Source organism: Streptomyces sp. WAC 01529 (genome assembly GCF_003945545.1).
Lineage (GTDB): Bacteria > Actinomycetota > Actinomycetes > Streptomycetales > Streptomycetaceae > Streptomyces > Streptomyces anatolicus.
Genome location: NZ_CP029617.1, coordinates 5,278,326 through 5,300,319, shown reverse-complemented (window position 1 = coordinate 5,300,319; position 21,994 = coordinate 5,278,326). Strand labels below are relative to the sequence as shown.

The window sequence follows — 21,994 nt, the reverse complement described above, 5'->3', positions numbered from 1 at the left end:
CCGGCGGTCATTCCTCGATCCACCCCTCGATCGCGTCCGCCGTGTCCGCGGCGGCGGTCTCGATGAGGGCGAAGTGGTCGGCGGCGACCTCGACATACGTGTCGGCGTCCGCGTACCGGGGGCCGTCCGGCGTCGGGGCGCCGAGCGGTTCGGCCGCGCGGACCATCAGGGTCCTGGCGGCGAGGGGGCGCGGCCGCGTCCCGGAGAACAGGCGCAGATAGGCGCCCATGGAGAGCCAGTTCGCGTCGCCGATGGAGATCTCGCGCTGCTCGCGCGTGAGGATGCCCGCGAGCACGTCGGCGAACGCGTGACCGGCCTCGCCCGCGCCAGCGTCGTCGGCGCTGCCGGCCTCACCCTCGCCGTCGAACTCCAGTGTGTCGAGCATGGCGACCCCGGTGAGCGCGGCGCCCGAGGCCTCCAGGCGTTCGGCGAGCGTACGCGCCACGGTGCCGCCCATGGAGTAGCCGACCAGAACGAACGGCGCGTCGCCGACGGCCGCGCGGATCGCGCCCTCCAGGACCTCCAGGGCGACCTCCCGGGAGCGCGGTGACAGCTCGCTCCCGAAGCCCGGCAGGGTGCAGACGTGTACGTCCCGTACGCCTTCGAAGCGGTCGGCCAGGCGCATGAACTGCTCCTGGCCCGAACCGACCACGTACACATAGGACGGCACGCAGACGATCTTCACCCGGCCCGGTCCCGAGGCCAGCTGCGCAAGCCGCGCCCCGCTGCCGGGCAGCTCCGCGGCCGACGAGAAGACCGGCCCGTCGCCCACGGCGTCCACCAACTCCCGCAACGCCTCGGGCAGGGTGCCGGAATCGGCGGCGTGCCGCAGCCGCCGTCCGATCGTCGCCCCGCCCGATCCGGCTGATCCAGCCGCCTCGGCCGACCCGGTCGCCCCGGTCTCCGGCGCGCCCGAACCGACCTGCTTGAGCAGCTGCCTGGCGATCTCCGCCGGGGTGGGGTGCTCGAAGACGAAGGAGACGGGCAACCGCAGGCCGGTGGCCTGCGAGAGCCGGTTGCGCAGCCCGACCGCGCTCAGCGAGTCCATGCCCAGCTCCTTGAGCCTGCGTTCGGCGTCGATCCGCTCATCGGCCGCGTGGCCGAGCACGGCCGCGACGTGCACCGTGACCAGTTCGAGGACGACTCGTTCGCGGTCCGCGTCCGTGACGCCCGCAAGGCGCTGCGCCAGTGAGCCGCCTCCGGCCTCCCGCTGGGCGGGCAGCCTCACCAGGCCGCGCAGCAGCGCCGGCAGGCTCCGGTCGCGGGCCCGCGACCGCAGCGCCGCCGGGTCCAGCTCCACCGGCGCCAGCAGGGCGCCGTCCGCGGCGAGGGCCTGGTCGAACAGCTCCAGGGCGCGCTCGGCCGGGAGTTCCGTGGCGCCGGAGCACGTGCCGTGTCCCGGCCACGGGGCCCAGGCCAGCGTCGTACCGGCGAGGCCGGCCGCGCGCCGCGCCCGCACCAGCGCCTCCCCTGCCGCGTCGGCCGCGGACGCCTGTCCCCCGCCGTCACCGTCACCGTCCTCGGGAGAGGCGAGCGAAGCCAGCGAGGCGAACGAGGTGCACACCACGAAGGCGGCGAGAGCGGCCTCCCGCGTCAACGTGTGCAGTCGCCAGGCCAGTTCAAGCCCCTGGGGATCGCCGTCCGTATGGACGACCGCGGTGAGCGGCCGCTCCAGCGACCCGACCACCTCGGCCAGCCGGTCCGGGGCGGACGCCTCGACGCGGGCTCGCGCCCCGAGTCCCGCCAGCTCCTCGACCAGCCCGTCCGCGGTGGCCGGGTCGTCGCCGAGCAGCAGCAGGTCCCGTACGCCGTGGTGGGCGGCCAAGTGCCTGGTCAGCGCCGCGCCCCGAGGGGTCAGGCCGCCGGTGACCAGCACCGTGCCTTCGGTCTCCGCGAACGCGGGACGCTCGCCCGGACCGGCCGGGGCCAGCACGAGCCGCGGCGCCAGGACCTGCCCGGAACGCACCGCGAGCTGCGGCTCGTCGAGCCCGAGCAGCGCCTCCCACCGGGGCTCGGCGCCCCCGTCGGCGTCGACGACGAGGAACCGGCCGGGGTGTGCGGCCTGCGCGGCCCGCAGTACGCCCCAGACCGCCGCCCGCGCCGGGTCGGGGACCTCCCCGTCCCGGGCCGCCACCGCCCCGTGCGTCACCACGACGAGCCGGGTGTCGCCGAACCTCGGGTGCCGCGCCCAGCTCCGCACCAGTTCCGACGCCGCTTCGGCCGCGCCCCGCACCGCGGCCGCGCCGTCGCCCGCCGGGGTGTCGATCACGGTGAGCACGGCCTGCGGCACCAGCGCGCCGCCGTCCACGGCCTCTTCGAGTGCGGCCAGGTCGGCGTAGTGGTCCGCGGCCTGCGCCGCAGCCCCGCCCAGCGCGGCGAGGCGCACCGGAGCGGCGGCAGCGGGCTGTGCCGTGACCCAGTCCACCCGGTACAGCGCACTCTGGCCGCGGCGCAGCTCCTCGATGTGCGCCGGGTCCGCGTCGCGGAAGGCGATGCGTTCGGCGCCGAGGACGAGCGTGCCGTCCTCGCCGAAGATGTCGAGGCGCAGGGTGTCGCCGTCGGGGACGACGCGTGCGCGGCAGCCGGTGGCGCCGGTCGCGGCCAGCCGCACTCCGGACCAGGAGACGGGGAGCTTGGTCGTGCCCTGTTCGGCGAAGCGCCACTGTCCGGTGTGCAGGACGGCTTCGAGCAGGGCCGGGTGGATGCCGTACCCCGCGGCGCCGGTCTCCTCGGGCAGGGCGAGTTCGGCGTAGACCTCGGTGCCCGAGCGCCATGCCGCGCGCACCCCTTGGAGCGCCGGGCCGCAGTCGAGGCCGAGGTCGGCAAGGGCCGCGTACAGCCCGTCGACCGGCAGCGGCTCGGCGCCGGCGGGCGGCCACTGGCCCGCGAGGCCCGGCGCGGGTTCGGTCTCCTCGGCGAGCCAGCCCGTGCAGTGGCGGGTCGACTCGGCGTGCTGGTCGCCGTCCGGGCGGGAGTGGACGGTCACCGGGCGGCGGCCGTCCTCCGCCGGGGCGCCGACGAGCGCCTGGATCTGCACGGCCGCGCCGTCGGGCAGCAGCAGCGGCGCCTCCAGCATCATCTCGTCGAGCAGCGGCGCTCCGACGCCGCGGCCCGCGGCCAGCGCCAGTTCGGCGAGGGTCGCCATGGGGGCGATGGGGAGGCCGAAGGCGACGTGGTCGCGGAGCCAGGGCTGGCTCTCGTGGGACATCCGGCCGGTGAGCACCCACTCGTCGCGGTCTGCGAGCTGCATGCCCGCCGTCAGGATCGCGTGGTCGACGCGGCCGAGGCCGGAGACGGCCGGGTCGCCCGTGGCCGGGCGCACGGTCGGCCAGTACCGCTTGCGCTGGAAGGCGTACGTGGGCAGTTCGACCTGCCGGGCGCCCGTGCCGGCGAAGGCGACGGGCCAGTCGACCCGTACCCCGGCGATGTGCGCTTCGGCGAGGGAGAGCAGGAAGCGCTTCAGCCCGCCCTGGCCGCGCCGGAGCGAGCCGACCACGCCGGCCCGGCCGCCCGCGGCGGCGACGGTCTCCTCCGTCGCCACACCGAGCACCGGGTGCGGGGACATCTCCAGGAAGCAGCCCGTGCCGCCCTCGGTCAGCGCGCGGATCGCGGGTTCGAAGCCGACCGGGTTGCGCAGGTTGGCGTACCAGTAGTCGGCGTCCATGGTCGCCGTGTCGGTGAACGCGCCGAGTGCCGTGGAGTACAGGGGGATGCTCCCGCTGAGCGGTTCGACCGCGGCGAGCGCCTCCAGCATCTCCTCGCGGGCCACCTCGACGTGCGGCGAGTGCGAGGCGAAGGTGGCCGCGACCCGCTTTGCCCTGACCTCCGCGCGGTCGCACTGCTCCATCAGCGCGTCGACCAGCTCCAGGTCACCGGCGACGATCACCGAGGCCGGGCCGTTCACGGCCGCCACGGTCATCCGGCCGCCGAACGGTTCGAGCAGTTCCTCGGCCCGCTCCACCGGCACGGCGAGCGAGACCAGGCAGCCGGTTCCCATGAGCCGGTCGCGGGCGATCCTGCTGCGCACCGCGACGATCCGGGCGGCGTCCCGCAGCGAGAGCCCGCCCGCGACGTACGCGGCGGCGATCTCGCCCTGCGAGTGGCCCACCACCGCGGAGGGCTCCACTCCGTACGAGCGCCACAGCGCCGCCAGGCTCACCATCACCGCGAACAGGGCGGGCTGCACCACGTCGACGCGGTCCAGCGTCGGCGCGCCCGGGGCGCCCCGCAGCACCTCGATCAGGTCCCAGTCCACGAACTCCGCGAGCGCGTCGGCGCACTTGGTGGCCTCGGCGGCGAACACCGGGCAGGAGTCCAGGAGTTCGACGGCCATGCCCTCCCACTGGGCGCCCTGCCCGGGGAAGACGAACACCGGCTTGACGGCGCCCGCGGGGCGGCCGGAGGCGGTCTGCTCGGTCACGTCGCCGACGGCGAAAGCGGCGAGTTCGGCGAGCAGTTCGTCCCGGTCGGCGGCGACGAGCACCGCGTGGTGCTCCAGGAGCGCCCGCGTGGTCAGCTGGGAGTGGCCGAGGTCGGGCAGCGAGAGCCCGGGGTTGTCGAGCAGGTGCCGCCGCAGCCGCTCGGCCTGGGTGCGTACGGCCGTTTCGGTGCGCGCGGAGAGCAGTACCGGCAGCGCGGGCGCCGGAGCCGGAGCCGGGGCCCCAGGCTCGGGGGCGGCCGGTGCTTCGGCGGGGGCCTCCTCGACGATGATGTGCGCGTTGGTGCCACTCACGCCGAACGCGGAGACGCCCGCCCGGCGGGGCCTGCCGCGGCTGGTCCACTCCCTGGCCTCGGTCAGCAGCTCGACCTCACCGGACTCCCAGTCGATGTGCGGGGAGGGGGCGTCGACGTGGAGGGTCTTCGGCAGCGTCCCGTGCCGCATCGCCATGACCATCTTGATGACACCGGCGATGCCCGCGGCTCCCGAGGTGTGGCCGATGTTCGACTTGATCGACCCGAGCCACAGCGGGTCCCCTTCGCGCTCCTGCCCATACGTCGCGAGGACGGCGTTCCCCTCGATGGGGTCGCCGAGCTTGGTGCCGGTGCCGTGGCCCTCGACCGCGTCCACGTCGGCGGGGGAGAGTCCGGCGTCGGCGAGCGCCTGCCGGATCACCCGCTCCTGTGCCGGGCCGCTCGGCGCGGTCAGGCCGTTGCTCGCGCCGTCCTGGTTGGTGGCGGTGCCCCGGATCAGACCGAGGATCCTGCGTCCGTTGCGCTTCGCGTCGGAGAGCCGTTCCAGGGCGACCAGGCCCAGGCCGTCGGAGAATCCGGTGCCGTCCGCCGATGCCGCGTAGGCCCGGCAGCGGCCGTCGGGGGAGTTCGCGCCCTGCCTGCTGAACTCGGTCATCATGACCGGCGTGTTCATGATGGTGACGCCGCCCGCCAGCGCGAGCGAGCACTCGCCGTTGCGCAGCGCCTGCGCCGCGAGGTGCAGGGCGACGCCGGAGGAGGAGCAGGCCGTCTCCACCGACAGGGCCGGGCCTTCCAGGCCCAGGGTGTACGAGATGCGGCCGGAGGCGACGCTCGCCATGGTGCCGGTGACGCGGTACCCCTCGTACTCGCTGGGGAGTACGAGGCTGTAGTCGGAGCCGGTGATGCCGATGAAGACGCCGGTGTCGGTGCCGCGCAGGGACGCCGGGTCGATGCCGGAGTGCTCCAGGGTCTCCCAGGAGGTCTCCAGGAGGAGCCGCTGCTGGGGGTCCATGGCGATGGCCTCGCGCGGGCTGATGCCGAAGAACTCGGCGTCGAAGTCGGCCATGCCGGAGACGAAGCCGCCGCCGCGCGCGTTGGTGGTGCCGGTCCGCTCGGGGTCCGTGCCGTGCAGCCGTTCCAGGTCCCAGCCGCGGTCGGCCGGGAACGGGCCGATCACGTCGCGGCCCTCGGCCACCAGCTCCCACAGGTCATCCGCGGAGGCGACGCCGCCGGGGTAGCGGCAGCCGATGCCGACGATGGCGAGCGGCTCGTCCACGGTCCCGCGCCGCTTCTGTACGGCCGCCGGTGCGCTCTCCGCCGCGCCGTCGGCCTGCGCGAGCAGCAGCCGCGCGAGGGCCGTCGGGGTGGGGTGGTCGAAGACGACGGTGGCGGGCAGCGGCACGCCGGTGCTCCGCGAGAGCCGGTTGCGCAGCTCGACCGCGCTGACCGAGTCGAAGCCCAGCTCCTTGAAGGCGCGGGCGCTGTCCACCTCGTCGGCGGAGTCGTGGCCGAGCACGGACGCGACCTGCGCCCGCACCAGTTCGAGCACCAGGGCCTCCCGCTCGGCGGGCGGCACCTCGGCGAGGCGCCGCGCGAGGGAGCCGCCGGACGCGGCGCGCCGGGCGGGCACGCGCACGAGGCCGCGCAGCACGGCGGGCAGCAGTCCGGCCCTTGCCTGCTCGCGCAGGGCGGCCGGGTCGAGGCCGGCCGGGGCCAGCAGCGGTTCGCCCGCGGCGACTGCGCGGTCGAACAGTTCCAGGCCGAGGCCGGTGGTGAGCGGGACGATGCCGGCCTGCGCCAGGAGGGCGGGGTCGGCGCCGGACGCGTCGATACCGGTGTCGCCGTCCGTCCAGGGGCCCCAGGCCAGCGCGGTGCCGGGGAGCCCGGCGGCGCGGCGGGCGCCCGCGATCGCCGTCAGGGCCGCGTCGGCGGCGGACGCGGCGGCCTGGCCCGGCATGCCGACGAGTCCGGCGAAGGAGGAGAACAGCACGAACGCGGAGAGGTCCGCGTCGGCGGTCAGCTCGTGCAGGTGCCAGGCGGTGTCGACGGTGTCCCGGAGGGCCGTTTCGAGGCGCTCGTCGGAGACCGTCTCGAACAGGCCCGCGTCGGGGACTCCCGCGGTGTGCACGACCGCGGTCAGCGGGTGCTCCAGGGAGCCCAGGAGCGCGGCCAGTTGGTCCCGGTCGGTGAGGTCGCAGGGGGCGACGCGCACTTGGGCGCCGAAGGCGGCCGGCTCCATGGTCGGCTCGGCGTCCGAGCCGTGCGGGACGGCCAGGACGACGTGGCGGGCGCCGTGGCGCGTGCCGAGGTGCTCGGCGAACCGGGCGCCCACAGCGCCCGTGACCAGCATGGTGCCCTCGGGTCCCGCCGGGTCCACGAGCGCGGGCCCGTCCGGCGTGCCGCCCTGGATGCGGGCGAGGCGGGGGGCGAGGACCTTGCCGTCGCGCACGGCGAGCTGTGGCTCGTCCAGGGCGAGCAGCGCGCCCCAGTCGCGTACGTCGTCGGTGTCCAGGTCCACGAGGAGGAAGCGGCCCGGGTGTTCGGACTGCGCGGCACGCAGCACACCCCAGACGGCGGCCTGCGCCGGGTCGGGGGCCTCGTCGCCGACCGTCACCGCTGCGCGCGTGAGCACGACGAGCGTGGTCTCGCCGAGCGCGCCGCCGGCCGGCCACCGCCGTACCAGTTCCACGGCCCGTGCGGCCGCGTCGCGCACGGCCGCGGGTGTCTCTCCCGCCGCCGTGTCGAGGAAGGTCAGGGCGGCCCGCGGGGCGGGGGCGCCCTCCGCGATGGCCTGCTCCAGCGCCGCCAGGTCGGTGTGGTGGTCGGCCATTCCCGGGACCTCGCCGAGCGCGGCGGTCCTCACCGGCTCGGCCGCGCCGACCGTGAGCGGGGACCAGTCGAGGCGGAACAGCGCGTTCTGCCCCGGGCGCCGCTGCCCGAGCGTGGCCGGGTCGGCGGCCCGTACGGAGATCCGGTCGGCGTGCGCGACGTGTTCGCCCTCGGTGTCGAAGAGGTCGAGGCGCAGCACGCCGTCACCGGCCCGCGTGATGCGGGCGCGGGCCTGGAGGAGCTTGTCGCCGATGACGCGCACGCCCGACCAGGATGCCGCCGAGGGGGCCGTTTCGGCTCCGGGGCGGTGGGCGGTGTGCAGGACGGACTCAAGGAGGGCCGGGTGGATCGCGTACGCGCCGGGTTCCATGCCGTCGGGCAGGGCGAGTTCGGCGTACACCTCGCCGTCGAGGGTCCACGCGGACTGCGCGCACTGGAGCAGCGCGCCGCAGTCGAGGCCGAGTTCGGCCAGCGCGGTGTAGAGGGCGTCCACCGAGACCGCTTCGGCTCCGGCGGGCGGCCACGCGGCCAGGCGGCCGGTGAGCGGCTGGGCCCCGGGGGCGATGCGGCCGCGGGCGTGGCACACGGCTTCGGTGGACCGGCTGCCGTCGGTGTCGGGCCGTGAGTAGACCGTCACTTCGCGGCGGCCTTCGGCGTCGGCGTCGCCGAGCACGACCTGGACGCGCAGGGCGTCGTCGTCGAGGACCGGCGGGGTTTCGAGGTGCAGTTCCTCGACCAGGTCGCAGCCGACGTGACGGCCCGCGGACAGGACCAGTTCAAGGAGGGCGGCGCCGGGGAGGGTGACCGTGCCGAACAGGGCGTGATCACGTGTCCAGGGCTGGCCCTGCGGGGAGACGCGGCCGGTGAGGAGCCATTCGTCGCGGTCGCCGACCTGTACGGCCGCCGCGAGGACGGGGTGCTCGACGCGGCCGAGGCCGGCCGCCGAGGCGTCGGCGAGGCCGGTGGTGTCCAGCCAGTAGTGCTTGTGCTGGAAGGCGTAGGTGGGCAGTTCGACGCGCCGGGCACCGGATTCGGCGAAGCAGGCGTCCCAGTCGACCTTGACGCCGATGGTGTGCGCCTCGCCGAGGGAGAGGAGGAAGCGGGGCAGGCCGCCCTCCTCCCGCCGCAGCGAACCGACGACGCCGACGCGCTGGTCCGTGCCGTGTGCGGCGACGGTGTCCTCCACGGCCATGGCGAGCACGGGGTGGGGGGACATCTCCAGGAAGCACCCGGTGCCGTTGTCGGTGAGGGCGCGGATGGCGGGTTCGAACCCGACGGGGCTGCGCAGGTTGGTGTACCAGTACCCGGCATCCATGCCCGCGGTGTCGATAAAGCCACCCGTGACCGTGGAGTAGAACGGCACCCGTCCACTCACCGGCCTCACCGGCGCCAACGCCGCCAGCAACTCCCCCTCGATGGCCTCCACCTGCGCCGAATGCGAGGCATAGTCCACCTTCACCCGACGCGCACGAACACCCTCACCCTCACAACGCGCCAACACCTCATCCAACGCACCCGGCTCACCCGCCACCACCACAGCGGCCGGACCATTCACCGCCGCCACCGACACACGACCCGCGAACGGAGCGATCAACTCCTCGACCCGCGCCACCGGCAACGCCACCGACATCATCCCGCCAAGCCCGGCAAGACGATCCCGCACCAGCACACTGCGCACCGCCACAACCCGCGCCGCATCCCGCAACGACAACCCACCCGCCACATACGCGGCAGCGATCTCACCCTGCGAATGCCCCACCACCGCGGACGGCTCCACACCATACGAACGCCACAGCGCCGCCAGACTCACCATCACCGCGAACAGAGCAGGCTGCACCACGTCAACCCGATCGAAGCCCGGCGCCCCCGGGGCGCTCCGCAGGACATCCACCAGGTCCCAGTCCACGAACTCCGCCAGCGCCTCCGCGCACTTGGCTACCTCCGCGGCGAACACCGGGGAAGAGTCGAGGAGTTCGACCGCCATGCCTTCCCACTGGGCACCCTGCCCGGGGAAGACGAAGACCGGCTTGGCGCCCGGTTCGGCGCGGCCCTCGACGGCCACCGGCGAAGGCTCACCGCCGGCGAGCGCCGCCAGGCCGGACAGCAGCTGGTCGCGGTCGGCGGCGGCCACGACGCCCCGGTGTTCCAGGTGCGCGCGGGTGGTCGCCGCGGAGAAGCCCAGGTCGGCCGGTGACAGGTCCGGCCGTGCCAGCGCGTGGGCGTGGAGCCGGCCGGCCTGGGCGCGCATCGCCGCCGCCGTCCGTCCGGACACCGTCACGGGAACGGCCGGCAGGGAACGTACCGGGGCGGCGCCCTCGGCGGGCTCCCCCGCGGGCGCCTCCTCCAGGATGATGTGCGCGTTCGTCCCGCTCACGCCGAACGACGACACGGCGGCGCGCCGGGGCTTCTCCCCCGCGGACCATTCCCGGCCCTCGGTCAGCAGCTCGACGCGGCCGGACTCCCAGTCGATGTGCGGGGACGGCTCGTCCACGTGCAGGGTCGGCGGCAGCACGCCGTGCCGCATCGCCATCACCATCTTGATCACACCGGCGACGCCCGCGGCCAGGGAGGTGTGGCCGATGTTCGACTTGATCGAGCCGAGCCACAGCGGGTCCCCCTCCCGCTCCTGGCCATACGTGGCGAGGAGCGCCTGCGCCTCGATGGGGTCGCCGAGGACGGTGCCGGTGCCGTGGCCCTCGACCGCGTCGACGTCGGCCGGCGAGAGACCGGCGTTGGCCAGGGCCGCCCGGATCACCCGCTCCTGGGAGGGGCCGTTGGGCGCGGTCAGGCCGTTGCTCGCACCGTCCTGGTTGACGGCGGAGCCACGGATCAGGCCGAGGATGCGGTGACCCTTGCGCTGGGCGTCGGAGAGGCGTTCCAGGACCACCATGCCGAGGCCGTCGGAGAAGCCGGTGCCGTCCGCCGACGCCGCGTACGCCTTGCAGCGGCCGTCCGGCGACACCGCCTGCTGGCTGCTGAACTCGGAGAGCAGGAACGGTCCCGACATGACGGTGACACCGCCGACCAGGGCCATGGAGCACTCGTTGGCCCGCAGGGCCTGCGTGGCCATGTGCAGGGCGACGGCGGAGGAGGAGCAGGCGGTGTCGACGGAGACCGCGGGGCCCTCCAGGCCGAACAGGTACGAGATGCGGCCCGAGGAGACGCTGGCCGCCGCGCCGGTCAGCTGGAGGCCCTCGATCTGCGGCAGGCTGCCCGCGGGCACCGTGCAGTAGTCGCTGGTGCTGACGCCGCAGAAGACGCCGGTGTCGCTGCCGCGCAGCGAGGTCGGGTCGATGCCCGCGTGCTCGAAGGCCTCCCAGGACGCCTCGAGGAGCAGCCGTTGCTGCGGGTCCATGGCCATGGCCTCGCGCGGGCTGATCCCGAAGAACTCCGCGTCGAACTCCCCGATCCGGTCCAGGAAGCCGCCGCCGCTGGTGGTGACGGCGCCGGGGCGGCTCGATGTCGGGTCGTAGAGCCGATCCAGGTCCCAGCCCCGGTCGGCGGGGAGCCCGGTGACGGCGTCGCGGCCGGACGCGACCAGGTCCCACAGTTCGTCGGGGGAGGTGACGCCACCGGGGTAGCGGCAGCTCATGCCGACGATCGCCAGGGGTTCGCCGGACTGCGCGAGCAGCCGCTTGTTGAGCTGGCGGAGCCTGTCGGTCTCCTTGAGGGATTTCCGCAGCGCCTCGACGAGCTGATTCTGATCGGTGGCCATGTCTATTCCTTCGTCTTCGTGCTCGGTGCGGCGACGGCGGCGCTCACTGCCGGGTTCATGCGAGGTCCTCCTGGGCCATACGGATCAGGGCTTCCGCGTCCATGTCGTCGTAGGACTCGGTGTCGCCCTCTTCCGCGGCCGACTCCGGCGGATCGTTGTCGGCGAGTTCGCGCAGGGTGTCGAGGAGTCCGGCCTTGCGGAGCCGGTCGACGGGGATCGACGCGAGCAGCGCGCGGATCTCGTCCTGCTCGGACCGCGGCCCGGCGGCGGCGGCGGTGCCGGAGACCAGTTCCGGCAGCAGGTAGCGGGTGACGGCCACCGGGCTCGGGTGGTCGAACACGACGGTGGCGGGCAGGCGCACGCCGGTGGCCCGGCTGAGCCGGTTGCGCAGCTCGACCGCGGCGAGGGAGTCGAAGCCGAGGTCCTTGAAGGCGCGTTCGGGGTCGATGGACGTGCCCGAGGCGTGCCCGAGGACTCCGGCGACCTGGGTGCGGACCAGGTCGAGTACGACCTGCTCGCGCTCGGCCTCCGGCGTCGCGGCCAGCCGCTGGGTCAGCGCCGCCGCCCCCGAGTCGGCCGCTCGCGCAGGCATCCGGACGAGACCGCGCAGCAGCGGCGGGAGCGTCCCGGCCCGCGCCTGCGCGCGCAGCGCCGCCGTCTCAAGGAGCACTGGAGCGACCACGGCCGCGTCGGCGTCCAGCGCCTGGTCGAACAGCGCGGGGCCGGTCTCCGCGGTGAGGGCGCTCATGCCCATCCGCTCCAGGCGGGCCAGTTCGGCCTCGTCCAGCTGTACGGCCATGCCCGCGGTGCCCGACCACAGCCCCCAGGCGAGGGAGGTGGCGGGCAGTCCGGCGGCCCTGCGGGACGCGGCCAGCGCGTCGAGAGCGGCGTTCGCCGCCGCGTAGTTGGCCTGACCAGGGCTGCCCATCAGCGAGGCGGCCGAGGAGAAGAGGACGAACGCCGCCAGGTCCGCGCCGGCCGTCAGCTCGTGCAGGTGCCAGGCGGCGTCCACCTTGGGCCGCATGACGCGTTCGATCTGCTCCGCCGTGAGTGACTCGACCACACCGTCGTCGAGTACGCCCGCCGTGTGGACGACGGCGGTGACCGGGCGCTCCACGGAACCGAGCGCGGCGGCCAGTTGCTCCCTGTCCGACACGTCGCAGGCGACGACGCGTGCCTTGGCACCCAGTTCCGCCACTTCCGCCACCAGTTCGGTGGCGCCGTCGGCGGCGGGGCCGCGGCGGCTGAGCAGCAGCAGGTCGCGTACGCCGTGACCGGTGACGAGGTGGCGTACGAAGAGTGCGCCCAGGCCACCGGTGCCGCCGGTGACGACCACGGTGCCGTCGGCCAGGTCGGCGGGCCTACCGGTGACTTCGCCGGTGCCGGTGGGTGTCGCGGGCGGGGTGGACGCGGCGAGGCGGGGCGCGAACGCCTGCTTCCCGCGGACGGCGAGCTGCGGCTCGTCGGCGTCGAGCAGCCCGGCCCAGTCGGGCTCGTCGTCGCCGCCGTCGCCGCTGAGGTCGAGGTCGAGGTCGACCAGGAGGAACCGGTCGGGGTGCTCGGACTGGGCGCTGCGCAGCAGCCCCCACACCGCCGCCTGGGCGATGTCCGGCGTCTCGTCGGCGACGGCGACGGCACGCCGGGTCACGACGGCCAGCCGGGCGTCGCCCAGCGAGGTGACCGCCAGCCACTGCCGTACCAGGGCGAGCGCCTGGACGGCGGCCTCCCTGGCGGCGACGGCCGCGTCTCGGGCAGGGGTGCCTCCGGCGGCCGTGTCTCCGACGGGGGTGCCTCCCCCGAAGGTGTCGACGGCGGCGACCACCAGGTGCGGAGCCTGGCCGCCGTCACCGACGGCCTTCTCCAGCGCGGCCAGGTCCGGGAACGTCTCGCCGGTTCCCGCCGCGCCGCCCACGACCGCCACCTGCGCGGACCGGCCCGCTTCGACCGCGACGGGCGCCCAGTCGAGCCGGTAGACCGGCTGCTGACCGGTGCGCCGCAGCCGCTCCAGCTGGGCGGGGTCGACCGGACGCATGTCCAGCCTGCCGAGGCTCAGCACCGGCTCGCCGTCCTCGGAGACGGCGTCCACGCACAGCGCCGCGTCACCGGCGGGCGAGATCCGCACCCGGACCCGCGAAAGGCCGGTGCGTCCGATGCTCACCTTCGACCAGGAGAACGGCAGGGGCGTCGCGCCGCCCCCGGCCCCCTTCTCGGCGAACGCGCTGTGCAGCGTCGCGTCGAAGAGCGCGGGGTGGAGGCCGAAGCCCTCGCCCCCGGTGCCGCCGGGCAGGGCGACATCGGCGTACACCTCGTCGCCCACGCGCCACGCCGTACGCACACCCTGGAAGACCGGGCCGTAATCGAATCCCAGCTCCGCCATCCCGGAGTACAGCGCGTCTCCGGTCAGCTCGACTCCGCCGGCCGGCGGCCACTGAGCCGGTACCCATGTCTCCGGTGCGCTGTCCTCGGGGGCCAGCAGGCCACGCGCGTGGCAGGTCATCTCGGCCCGCTCATCGCCCCCGGCCTCGGGGTGGGCGAAGACGGCGACCTCACGGCGGCCGTCCTCCGCCACGGCACCCACGGTGACCCGCAGCCGGACGGCCGCGCCCTCCTCCAGCAGGAGAGGCGCCTCCATCACCAGCTCGTCCACCACCGGCGCGTCCACCTCACGGCCGGCGGCCGAAGCCAGCTCGACCCACGCCGTACCGGGCACGATCACCGAACCCAGCACCACGTGATCGCTCACCCAGGGCTGCGTCTCGGCGGAGATGCGCCCGGTGAACACCCACTCGTCGCGGTCACCGACCTGCACGGCGGCCGCCAGGAGCGGATGGCCGACGGCGGTGAGCCCGGCGGCGGAGACGTCCCCGGAGCCGGACTTGGGAGAGAGCCAGTAGTTCTCGCGCTGGAAGGCGTAGGTGGGGAGTTCGACGCGGCGGGCGCCGGTGCCGGTGTAGAAGGCGTCCCAGTCCACCCGTATGCCTGCGGTGTGGGCGTGGCCCACGAAGGCGGCGAAGGTCTCGCGCTCGCCGCGCTTGGCCCGCAGGGCCGGAATGAAGACGGCCTCGGAGTCTTCCACGCACTGGCGGGCCATCGCGGACAGGACCGCGTCGGGGCCCAGTTCCAGGAAGCGGCGGACGCCCAGGTCCCACAGGGTGTGGATGCCGTCGGCAAAGCGCACGGCCTGGCGTACGTGGCTGACCCAGTACTCGGCGTCGAAAGCGGTGACCAACTCACCGGTGACGTTCGAGACGATCGGGATACGGGGTTCGGCATAGGACAGCTGCTGGGCGACGGCGCGGAACTCGGCGAGCATCGGCTCCATCCGCGCCGAGTGGAAGGCGTGCGAGACCCGGAGCCGGGTCGTCTTGCGGCCCTCCCACAGCGGAAGCCACTCCTCGACCGCGTCCGCGTCACCGGAGACCACGACCGCACGCGGCCCGTTCACCGCAGCGATGTCCAGGCGGCCTGCGAACCCGGTCAGCGACTCGGCGACCTCGGCCTCCTCGGCCTGCACCGCGACCATCGCCCCACCCGCAGGCAAAGCGCCCATCAACCGCCCACGGGCGACCGCGAGTTCGCAGGCGTCGGCAAGGGAGAGAACTCCTGATACGTGCGCGGCAGCGATCTCGCCGACCGAGTGCCCGATCAGGAAGTCGGTGCGGATGCCCAGCGATTCAGCCAGCCGGAACAGGGCGACCTCGACGGCGAACAGGGCGACCTGCGTGAACTCCGTGGAGTTCAACACGTCACCGTCCTCCGCCAGCAGCTCCCGCAGCGACCGACCCAACCTCGGATCAGCCTCCGCACACACCTCACTCAACGCCTGCTCGAAAACGGGGAACGCCTCGGCCAACTCCAGGCCCATACCGGCCCGCTGAGACCCCTGCCCCGTAAACAAGAACGCCGACTTGCCCGAGACGCCGGCCTCCGCCGACACCTCACCCAGACGCGCCAGCAACTCATCACGATCCGAAGCAACCACCACAGCCCGGCGGTCCAGCAGCGCCCTCGACGTCACCAGCGAATACGCCGTGTCCGTCACCGCCAGCTCAGGCCGCGCCGCCACATGCTCACGCAACCGCTCCACCTGCGCCCGCAACGCCGCATCCGTCCGCCCGGACAACACCACCGGCACCGGGCCCGCGGGCCGGGGCGCCTCGACGGGCTCGGCCTCGGCCGACTCGGCGGCCGGGGCCTCCTCCAGGATCACGTGCGCGTTCGTCCCGCTCACGCCGAACGACGACACACCCGCACGACGCGGACGACCATCAACCGTCCACTCCTGGGCCTCCGTCAGCAGCCGCACCTCACCCGAGTCCCAATCCACATGCGGAGACGGCTCATTCGCGTGCAGGGTCGGCGGCAGCACACCGTGCCGCATCGCCATCACCATCTTGATGACGCCAGCCACGCCCGCCGCAGCGGACGTGTGACCGATGTTCGACTTGATCGAGCCGAGCCACAGCGGATCGCCCTCCCGCTCCTGGCCGTACGTGGCAAGAAGCGCCTGCGCCTCGATCGGGTCACCCAGCTTCGTACCCGTGCCATGCCCCTCAACGGCATCCACATCGGAGGTCGAGAGACCGGCGTTGGCCAGGGCCTGCCGGATCACCCGCTCCTGGGAGGGACCGTTCGGCGCGGTCAGGCCGTTGCTCGCACCGTCCTGGTTGACGGCGGTGCCACGGACCAGGCCCAGGATCCGGCGTCCCTTGCGCTTGGCCTCCGACAGTCGTTCCAGGACCACCAGGCCCACGCCGTCGGAGAAGCCGGTGCCGTCCGCCGACGCCGAGTACGCCTTGCACCGGCCGTCTCCGGCCAGGCCGCGTTGGCGGCTGAAGCCGATGAGCAGATCGGGCGTGGCCATCAGCGAGATGCCGCCGACCAGGGCCGTCTCGCACTCGCCGGACCGCAGCGCCTGGGAGGCCAGGTGCAGGGCGACGGCGGAGGACGAGCAGGCCGTGTCCACGGAGAGCGCGGGGCCCTCAAGGCCCAGCGTGTACGCGATACGGCCGGACACGACACTCATCGTGGTGCCGGTGAGGTGGTAGCCCTCCAGCTCGGGGACCATCGTCGCGTGGTAGCCGGAGGCGACGGTGCCGCAGAAGACGCCGGTGTTGCTGCCGCGCAGCGTCGTCGGGTCGATGCCCGCGTCCTCGAAGGCCTCCCACGACGCTTCGAGCAGCAACCGCTGCTGCGGGTCCATCGCGAGCGCCTCACGCGGACTGATCCCGAAGAAGTCGGCGTCGAACTCACCGATGCGGTCGACGAATCCGCCGGTCCGCGTGTACACCGTGCCGACCTGGTCGGGGTCGGGGTCGTACAGCCGCTCCAGGTCCCAGCCCCGGTCGGTCGGGAACGGGCCCATGCCGTCGCGGCCGGACGCCACCAGCTCCCACAGCTCCTCGGGCGAGTTCACCCCGCCGGGGAACCGGCAGCTCATGCCGACGATCGCCAGGGGTTCGGCCGTGTCCACGCGCCGTGCTCGCCTCGTACGCGGCTGGACGGCCGCGACGTCGACGGCGACCTGCGACACCAGGAAACGGGCGACCGCCACCGGGTTCGGGTGGTCGAAGACCAGGGTCGCGGGGAGCCGTACGCCCGTGCTCTGGGTGAGCCGGTTGCGCAGCTCGACCGCGGCGAGCGAGTCGAAGCCGATGTCCTTGAAGGCGCGTTCGGGGTCGAGGGAAGCGGCCGAGGCGTGGCCGAGCACGCCCGCCACCTGCGTCAGTACGACTTCGAGCGCGGCCTGTTCACGCTCCGACTCCGGTACGCCCGCGAGGCGCTGGGCGAGAGATCCGCCGGATGCCGCGCGGCGGGCCGCGACGGGCGCGAGCCCGCGCAGGACGGCCGGGACCGATCCGGTCCTGGCCTGGGCGCGCAGGACGGCCATGTCGAGCCGGACCGGCGCAAGGAGCGCCGCGTCCGAAGCGAGCGCCTGGTCGAACAGAGCGAGCCCCTGCTCCTCCGTCAACGCCTTGGAACCCAACCGCTCCAGGCGGGCCAGTTCGGCCTCACCCAGCTGGGCACCCATGCCGGAGGCGCTCGACCACAGCCCCCACGCGAGGGAGGTGGCAGGCAGCCCCGCAGCACGACGGGAGGCGGCCAGCGCGTCCAACGCCGCGTTCGCGGCCGCGTAATTGCCCTGCCCGGGGCTGCCGATCAAAGCGGCAACCGACGAGAACAGCACAAACGCCGAAAGCTCCGCCCCCGCCGTCAACTCATGCAGATGCCACGCCGCGTCCACCTTCGGCCGCATGACCCGCTCAACCTGCTCGGCCGACAGGGACTCGATGACACCGTCATCCAGCACACCAGCCGCATGCACCACACCCGTCAACGGCCGCTCCGCCAAAGCCAGCGCCGCCGAAAGCTGCTCCCGATCGGATACGTCACAGGCGGCAACCTGGGCCTGGCACCCCAGCCCCGCCAGCTCCGCCACCAGCTCGGCCGCGCCCTCAGCCTCCAAACCACGCCTGCTCAACAGCAACAGATGACGCACACCATGCACGGAAGCCAAATGCCGCGCGAACACCGCACCCAAGCCACCCGTACCACCCGTGACCAGCACCGTCCCGTCCGCGTCGAACTCGGTCACCGCCTGCCCGGCGTCCGCCCGGGCCAGCCGGGGCGCCAGGACACGGCCGCCTCGTACGGCGAGCTGCGGCTCGTCGAGTTCCGTCAGACCGCCCCAGTGCAGCCCTTCGACGACATCGTCGTCGTCGAGGTCGACCAGGAGGAACCGCCCCGGATGCTCGGACTGGGCGCTGCGCAGCAGACCCCACACCGCCGCCTGGGCCACGTCCGGGGCCCCGTCCCCGATGGCGGCCGCGCGCCTCGTCACCACGGCCAGCCTGGCGCCGCCCAAGCCGGTTCCGGCCAGCCACCGCTGGACCAGAGCCAGTGCCTCGACGGCGGCCGTCCCCGCTTCGGGGGCCGTTATGCCCGCGAGCACCAGGTCGGGAGCCTGGGCGCCGTCCGCCACGGACTGCTCCAGCGCGCTCAGGTTCTCGAACGGCTCGCCCTGGGCGGGCAGTCCGCCGAGCACCGCGACCCGTCCGTCCTGGCCCGCGCCGACCGTGACCGGGGTCCAGTCGAGCCGGTACAGCGAGCCCTGGGTGTCGGCAGCCCGTGTCAGCTGGGCCCGGTCGACGGGGCGGAACACGAGCTTGTCCATGCTGAGGACCGGCTCGTCGTACTGGTCGACGATGTCGATGCGGAAGGCGGCGTCGCCCGCCGGGGTGAGCCGGGCGCGGGCGCGGGTCACGCCGGTCCGGCCGATCCGTACGCCGTTCCACGAGAACGGCATGACGAGCGTGTCGTCCGGCTTCTCACCGAAGAGTGAACTCTGCACCGCCGAGTCGAAGAGCCCGGGGTGGATACCGAAGGTGCCCGCGTCGGCGCCGTCCGGCAGCGCAAGCTCGACGTAGACGGCCTCGTCGTCCTGCCATGCCTCGACCACGCCCTGGAACAGCGCACCGTAGTCGTAGCCGATGCCGGCCATCCGGGTGTAGAGCGACTCGGCGGACAGGGGCTCGGCGTCCTGCGGCGGCCATGCGACATCCCATGCGGGAGCGGGCTTGGGGTCGGCCCCCAGCCAGCCGCGACCGTGGCAGGTCGTCTCGCGCCGCTCGTCCGCGTCTCCACCCGCGTTCGCGTTCGCGTCGTCGTGCTCGGGGCGCGAGAAGATGACGAACTCCCGGCGCCCGTCCTCGTCGGCCTGACCGACGACGATCTGCACCTGGCGCGCCGACGCCTCGTCCAGTGCCAGCGGGGCCTCGATGACGAGTTCGTCGAGTACGGGGCAGCCGAGCTCGCGCCCGGCGGCCAGGCTCATCTCGACCAGCGCGACACCGGGTACGACGATCGTGCCCATGACGACGTGGTCGCGCGTCCACGGCTGGTGCGTGGTGGAGACACGTCCGGTGAAGAGCCACTCGTCGCGGTCCCCGATGAGCGCCCGCCCGGCGAGCAGCGGGTGGTCGACGGCGATGAGTCCGGCGGCGGAGACATCCCCGGGAGCGGTGCCGGGCGTCAGCCAGAAACGCTCACGCTGGAAGGCGTACGTAGGCAGCTCGACGCGCTGAGCGCCCATACCGGCGTAGAAGGCGTCCCAGTCCACCCGTATGCCTGCCGTGTGGGCGCGGCCCACGAAGGCGGCGAAGGTCTCGCGCTCACCGCGCTTGGCCCGCAGGGCCGGAATGAAGACGGCCTCGGAGTCCTCCACGCACTGGCGGGCCATCGCGGACAAGACCGCGTCGGGGCCCAGCTCCAGGAAGCGGCGGACTCCCGACTCCCACAGGGTGTGGATGCCGTCAGCGAAGCGCACCGCCTGGCGTACGTGCTTCACCCAGTACTCGGCGTCGAAAGCGGTCACCAATTCACCGGTGACGTTCGAGATCACCGGAGTACTCGGCTTCGCATACGACAGCCGCTCGGCCACGGCACGGAACTCGGCGAGCATCGGCTCCATCCGCGCCGAGTGGAAGGCGTGCGAGACCCGAAGCCGGGTCGTCTTACGCCCCTCCCACAGCGGAAGCCACTCCTCGACCGCGTCCGCGTCACCGGAGACGACCACCGCACGCGGCCCATTCACCGCAGCGATATCGAGACGACCCTCGAACCCAGCCAGCGACTCCGCGACCTCAGCCTCCTCGGCCTGCACCGCGACCATCGCCCCACCCGCAGGCAACGCACCCATCAACCGACCACGAGCAACAGCCAGTTCAACCGCGTCGGCCAGCGACAGCACACCCGCCACATGCGCGGCAGCGATCTCCCCCACCGAGTGCCCGATCAGGAAGTCCGCCCGAACCCCCAGCGACTCCACGAGCCGGAACAGCGCCACCTCAACAGCGAACAACGCGACCTGCGTGAACTCCGTCGAGTTCAACACGTCACCCTCAGCCGCCAGCAGCTCCCGCAACGACCGACCCAACCTCGGATCAGCCTCCGCACACACCTCACTCAACGCCTGCTCAAAGACCGGGAATCCTGAGGCCAGCTCCAGGCCCATTCCGGCCCGCTGAGACCCCTGCCCCGTAAACAAGAACGCCGACTTACCACCGACAGCCGACTCGCCGCCCGACACCTCACCCAACCGCGCCAACAACTCATCGCGGTCCGAAGCGACCACCACGGCCCGGCGATCCAGCAACGCCCTCGACGTCACCGACGAGAAGGCGATGTCCGCGACCGAGGCGCCCGCGTCAGCCGACACCCGCTCGCGCAACCGCTCCGCCTGCGCCCGCAGCGCTTCATCGTTGCGTGCGGAGAGCACCACCGGCACCGCGCCGGCGGGCCGGGGCGCCTCGGCGGGCCCGTCCTCGGTCGGCTCCGGGGCCGGTGCCTCCTCGACGATGATGTGCGCGTTCGTCCCGCTCACGCCGAACGACGACACACCCGCCCGACGCGGACGGCCCTCGACCGCCCACTCCCGCGCCTCGGTCAGCAGCTCGACACGGCCGGACTCCCAGTCCACGTGCGGGGACCGCTCGTCCGCGTGCAGGGTCGGCGGCAGCACGCCGTGCCGCATCGCCATCACCATCTTGATGACACCGGCGACACCGGCGGCGGTCGACGTATGACCGATGTTCGACTTGATCGAGCCGAGCCACAGCGGGTCCCCCTCCCGCTCCTTGCCATACGTGGCAAGCAGCGCCTGCGCCTCGATCGGGTCGCCCAGCCTCGTACCCGTGCCATGGCCCTCGACCGCGTCCACGTCGGAGGTCGAGAGACCGGCGTTGGCCAGGGCCGCCCGGATCACCCGCTCCTGGGAGGGGCCGTTGGGCGCGGTCAGGCCGTTGCTCGCGCCGTCCTGGTTGACGGCGGAGCCCCGGATCAGGCCGAGGACGCGGTGACCATTGCGCTTCGCGTCGGACAGGCGCTCCAGGACCACCATGCCGAGGCCGTCGGAGAAGCCGGTGCCGTCCGCCGACGCCGAGTACGCCTTGCACCGGCCGTCGGGGGCGAGCCCGCGCTGGCGGCTGAACTCCATGTGCAGGAACGGACCGGACAGCACGGTGACGCCACCGGCGAGCGCCAGCGAGCACTCGCCGGAGCGCAGCGCGTTCACCGCGAGATGCAGGGCGACGGCGGAGGCGGAGCAGGCGGTGTCCACGGACACGGCCGGGCCCTCCAGGCCGAGGCTGTAGGCGACACGGCCGGAGACCACGCTGGTGGTCGACCCGGTCAGCCGGAAGCCCTCGATCTCGGGCAGGGATCCCGCGGGCATGGCCGCGTAGTCGGAGGGGCCCACACCGCAGAAGACGCCGGTGTCGCTGCCGCGCAGCGTCGTCGGGTCGATGCCCGCGTCCTCGAACGCCTCCCACGACGCCTCAAGGAGCAGTCGCTGCTGCGGGTCCATCGCGGTCGCCTCGCGCGGGCTGATCCCGAAGAAGTCGGCGTCGAACTCGGCGGCGCCGTCGATGAACCCGCCTTCCCTGGCGTACACGGTGCCGAGCCGGTCCGGGTCCGGGTCGTAGAGCCCCTCCAGGTCCCAGCCCCGGTCCGTCGGGAACGGGCCGATGCCGTCACTTCCCGAGGCCACCAGCTCCCAGAGTTCCTCCGGTGAGGTCACCCCGCCGGGGTAGCGGCAGCTCATGCCGACGATCGCGAGGGGCTCCCCGTCACGGGACTCGTACTCGCGAATGCGGGCGCGGGCCTGGTTGAGGTCGCTCGCCATCTTCTTGAGATAGCGGGCGATCTTCTCCTGCTGATCGGTGTTCTCTGCCATTTCCCCGCCCCTTGTCACGCTTTCCC

2 protein-coding genes are annotated in these 21,994 nt (G+C 73.6%); both read right to left on the bottom strand.

Going from position 1 to position 21,994, the window contains the following annotated elements:
• Positions 1 to 7 precede the first annotated feature (7 nt).
• Positions 8 to 11,236, bottom strand: a complete 11,229-nt coding sequence (locus DMA15_RS37590) for a type I polyketide synthase (RefSeq protein WP_240659910.1) — start codon at positions 11,234 to 11,236, stop codon at positions 8 to 10.
• A 55-nt stretch (positions 11,237 to 11,291) separates the two neighbouring features.
• Positions 11,292 to 21,968, bottom strand: coding sequence for a type I polyketide synthase (locus DMA15_RS23870; protein ID WP_125514816.1), 10,677 nt, complete (start codon positions 21,966 to 21,968; stop codon positions 11,292 to 11,294).
• Between the last annotated feature and the right edge of the window lie 26 nt (positions 21,969 to 21,994).

Coding starts and splice junctions, on each gene's coding strand:
- DMA15_RS37590 (WP_240659910.1), bottom strand. CDS start 11,236: ATGGCCACCGATCAGAATCAGCTCGTCGAGGCGCTGCGGAAATCCCTC.
- DMA15_RS23870 (WP_125514816.1), bottom strand. CDS start 21,968: ATGGCAGAGAACACCGATCAGCAGGAGAAGATCGCCCGCTATCTCAAG.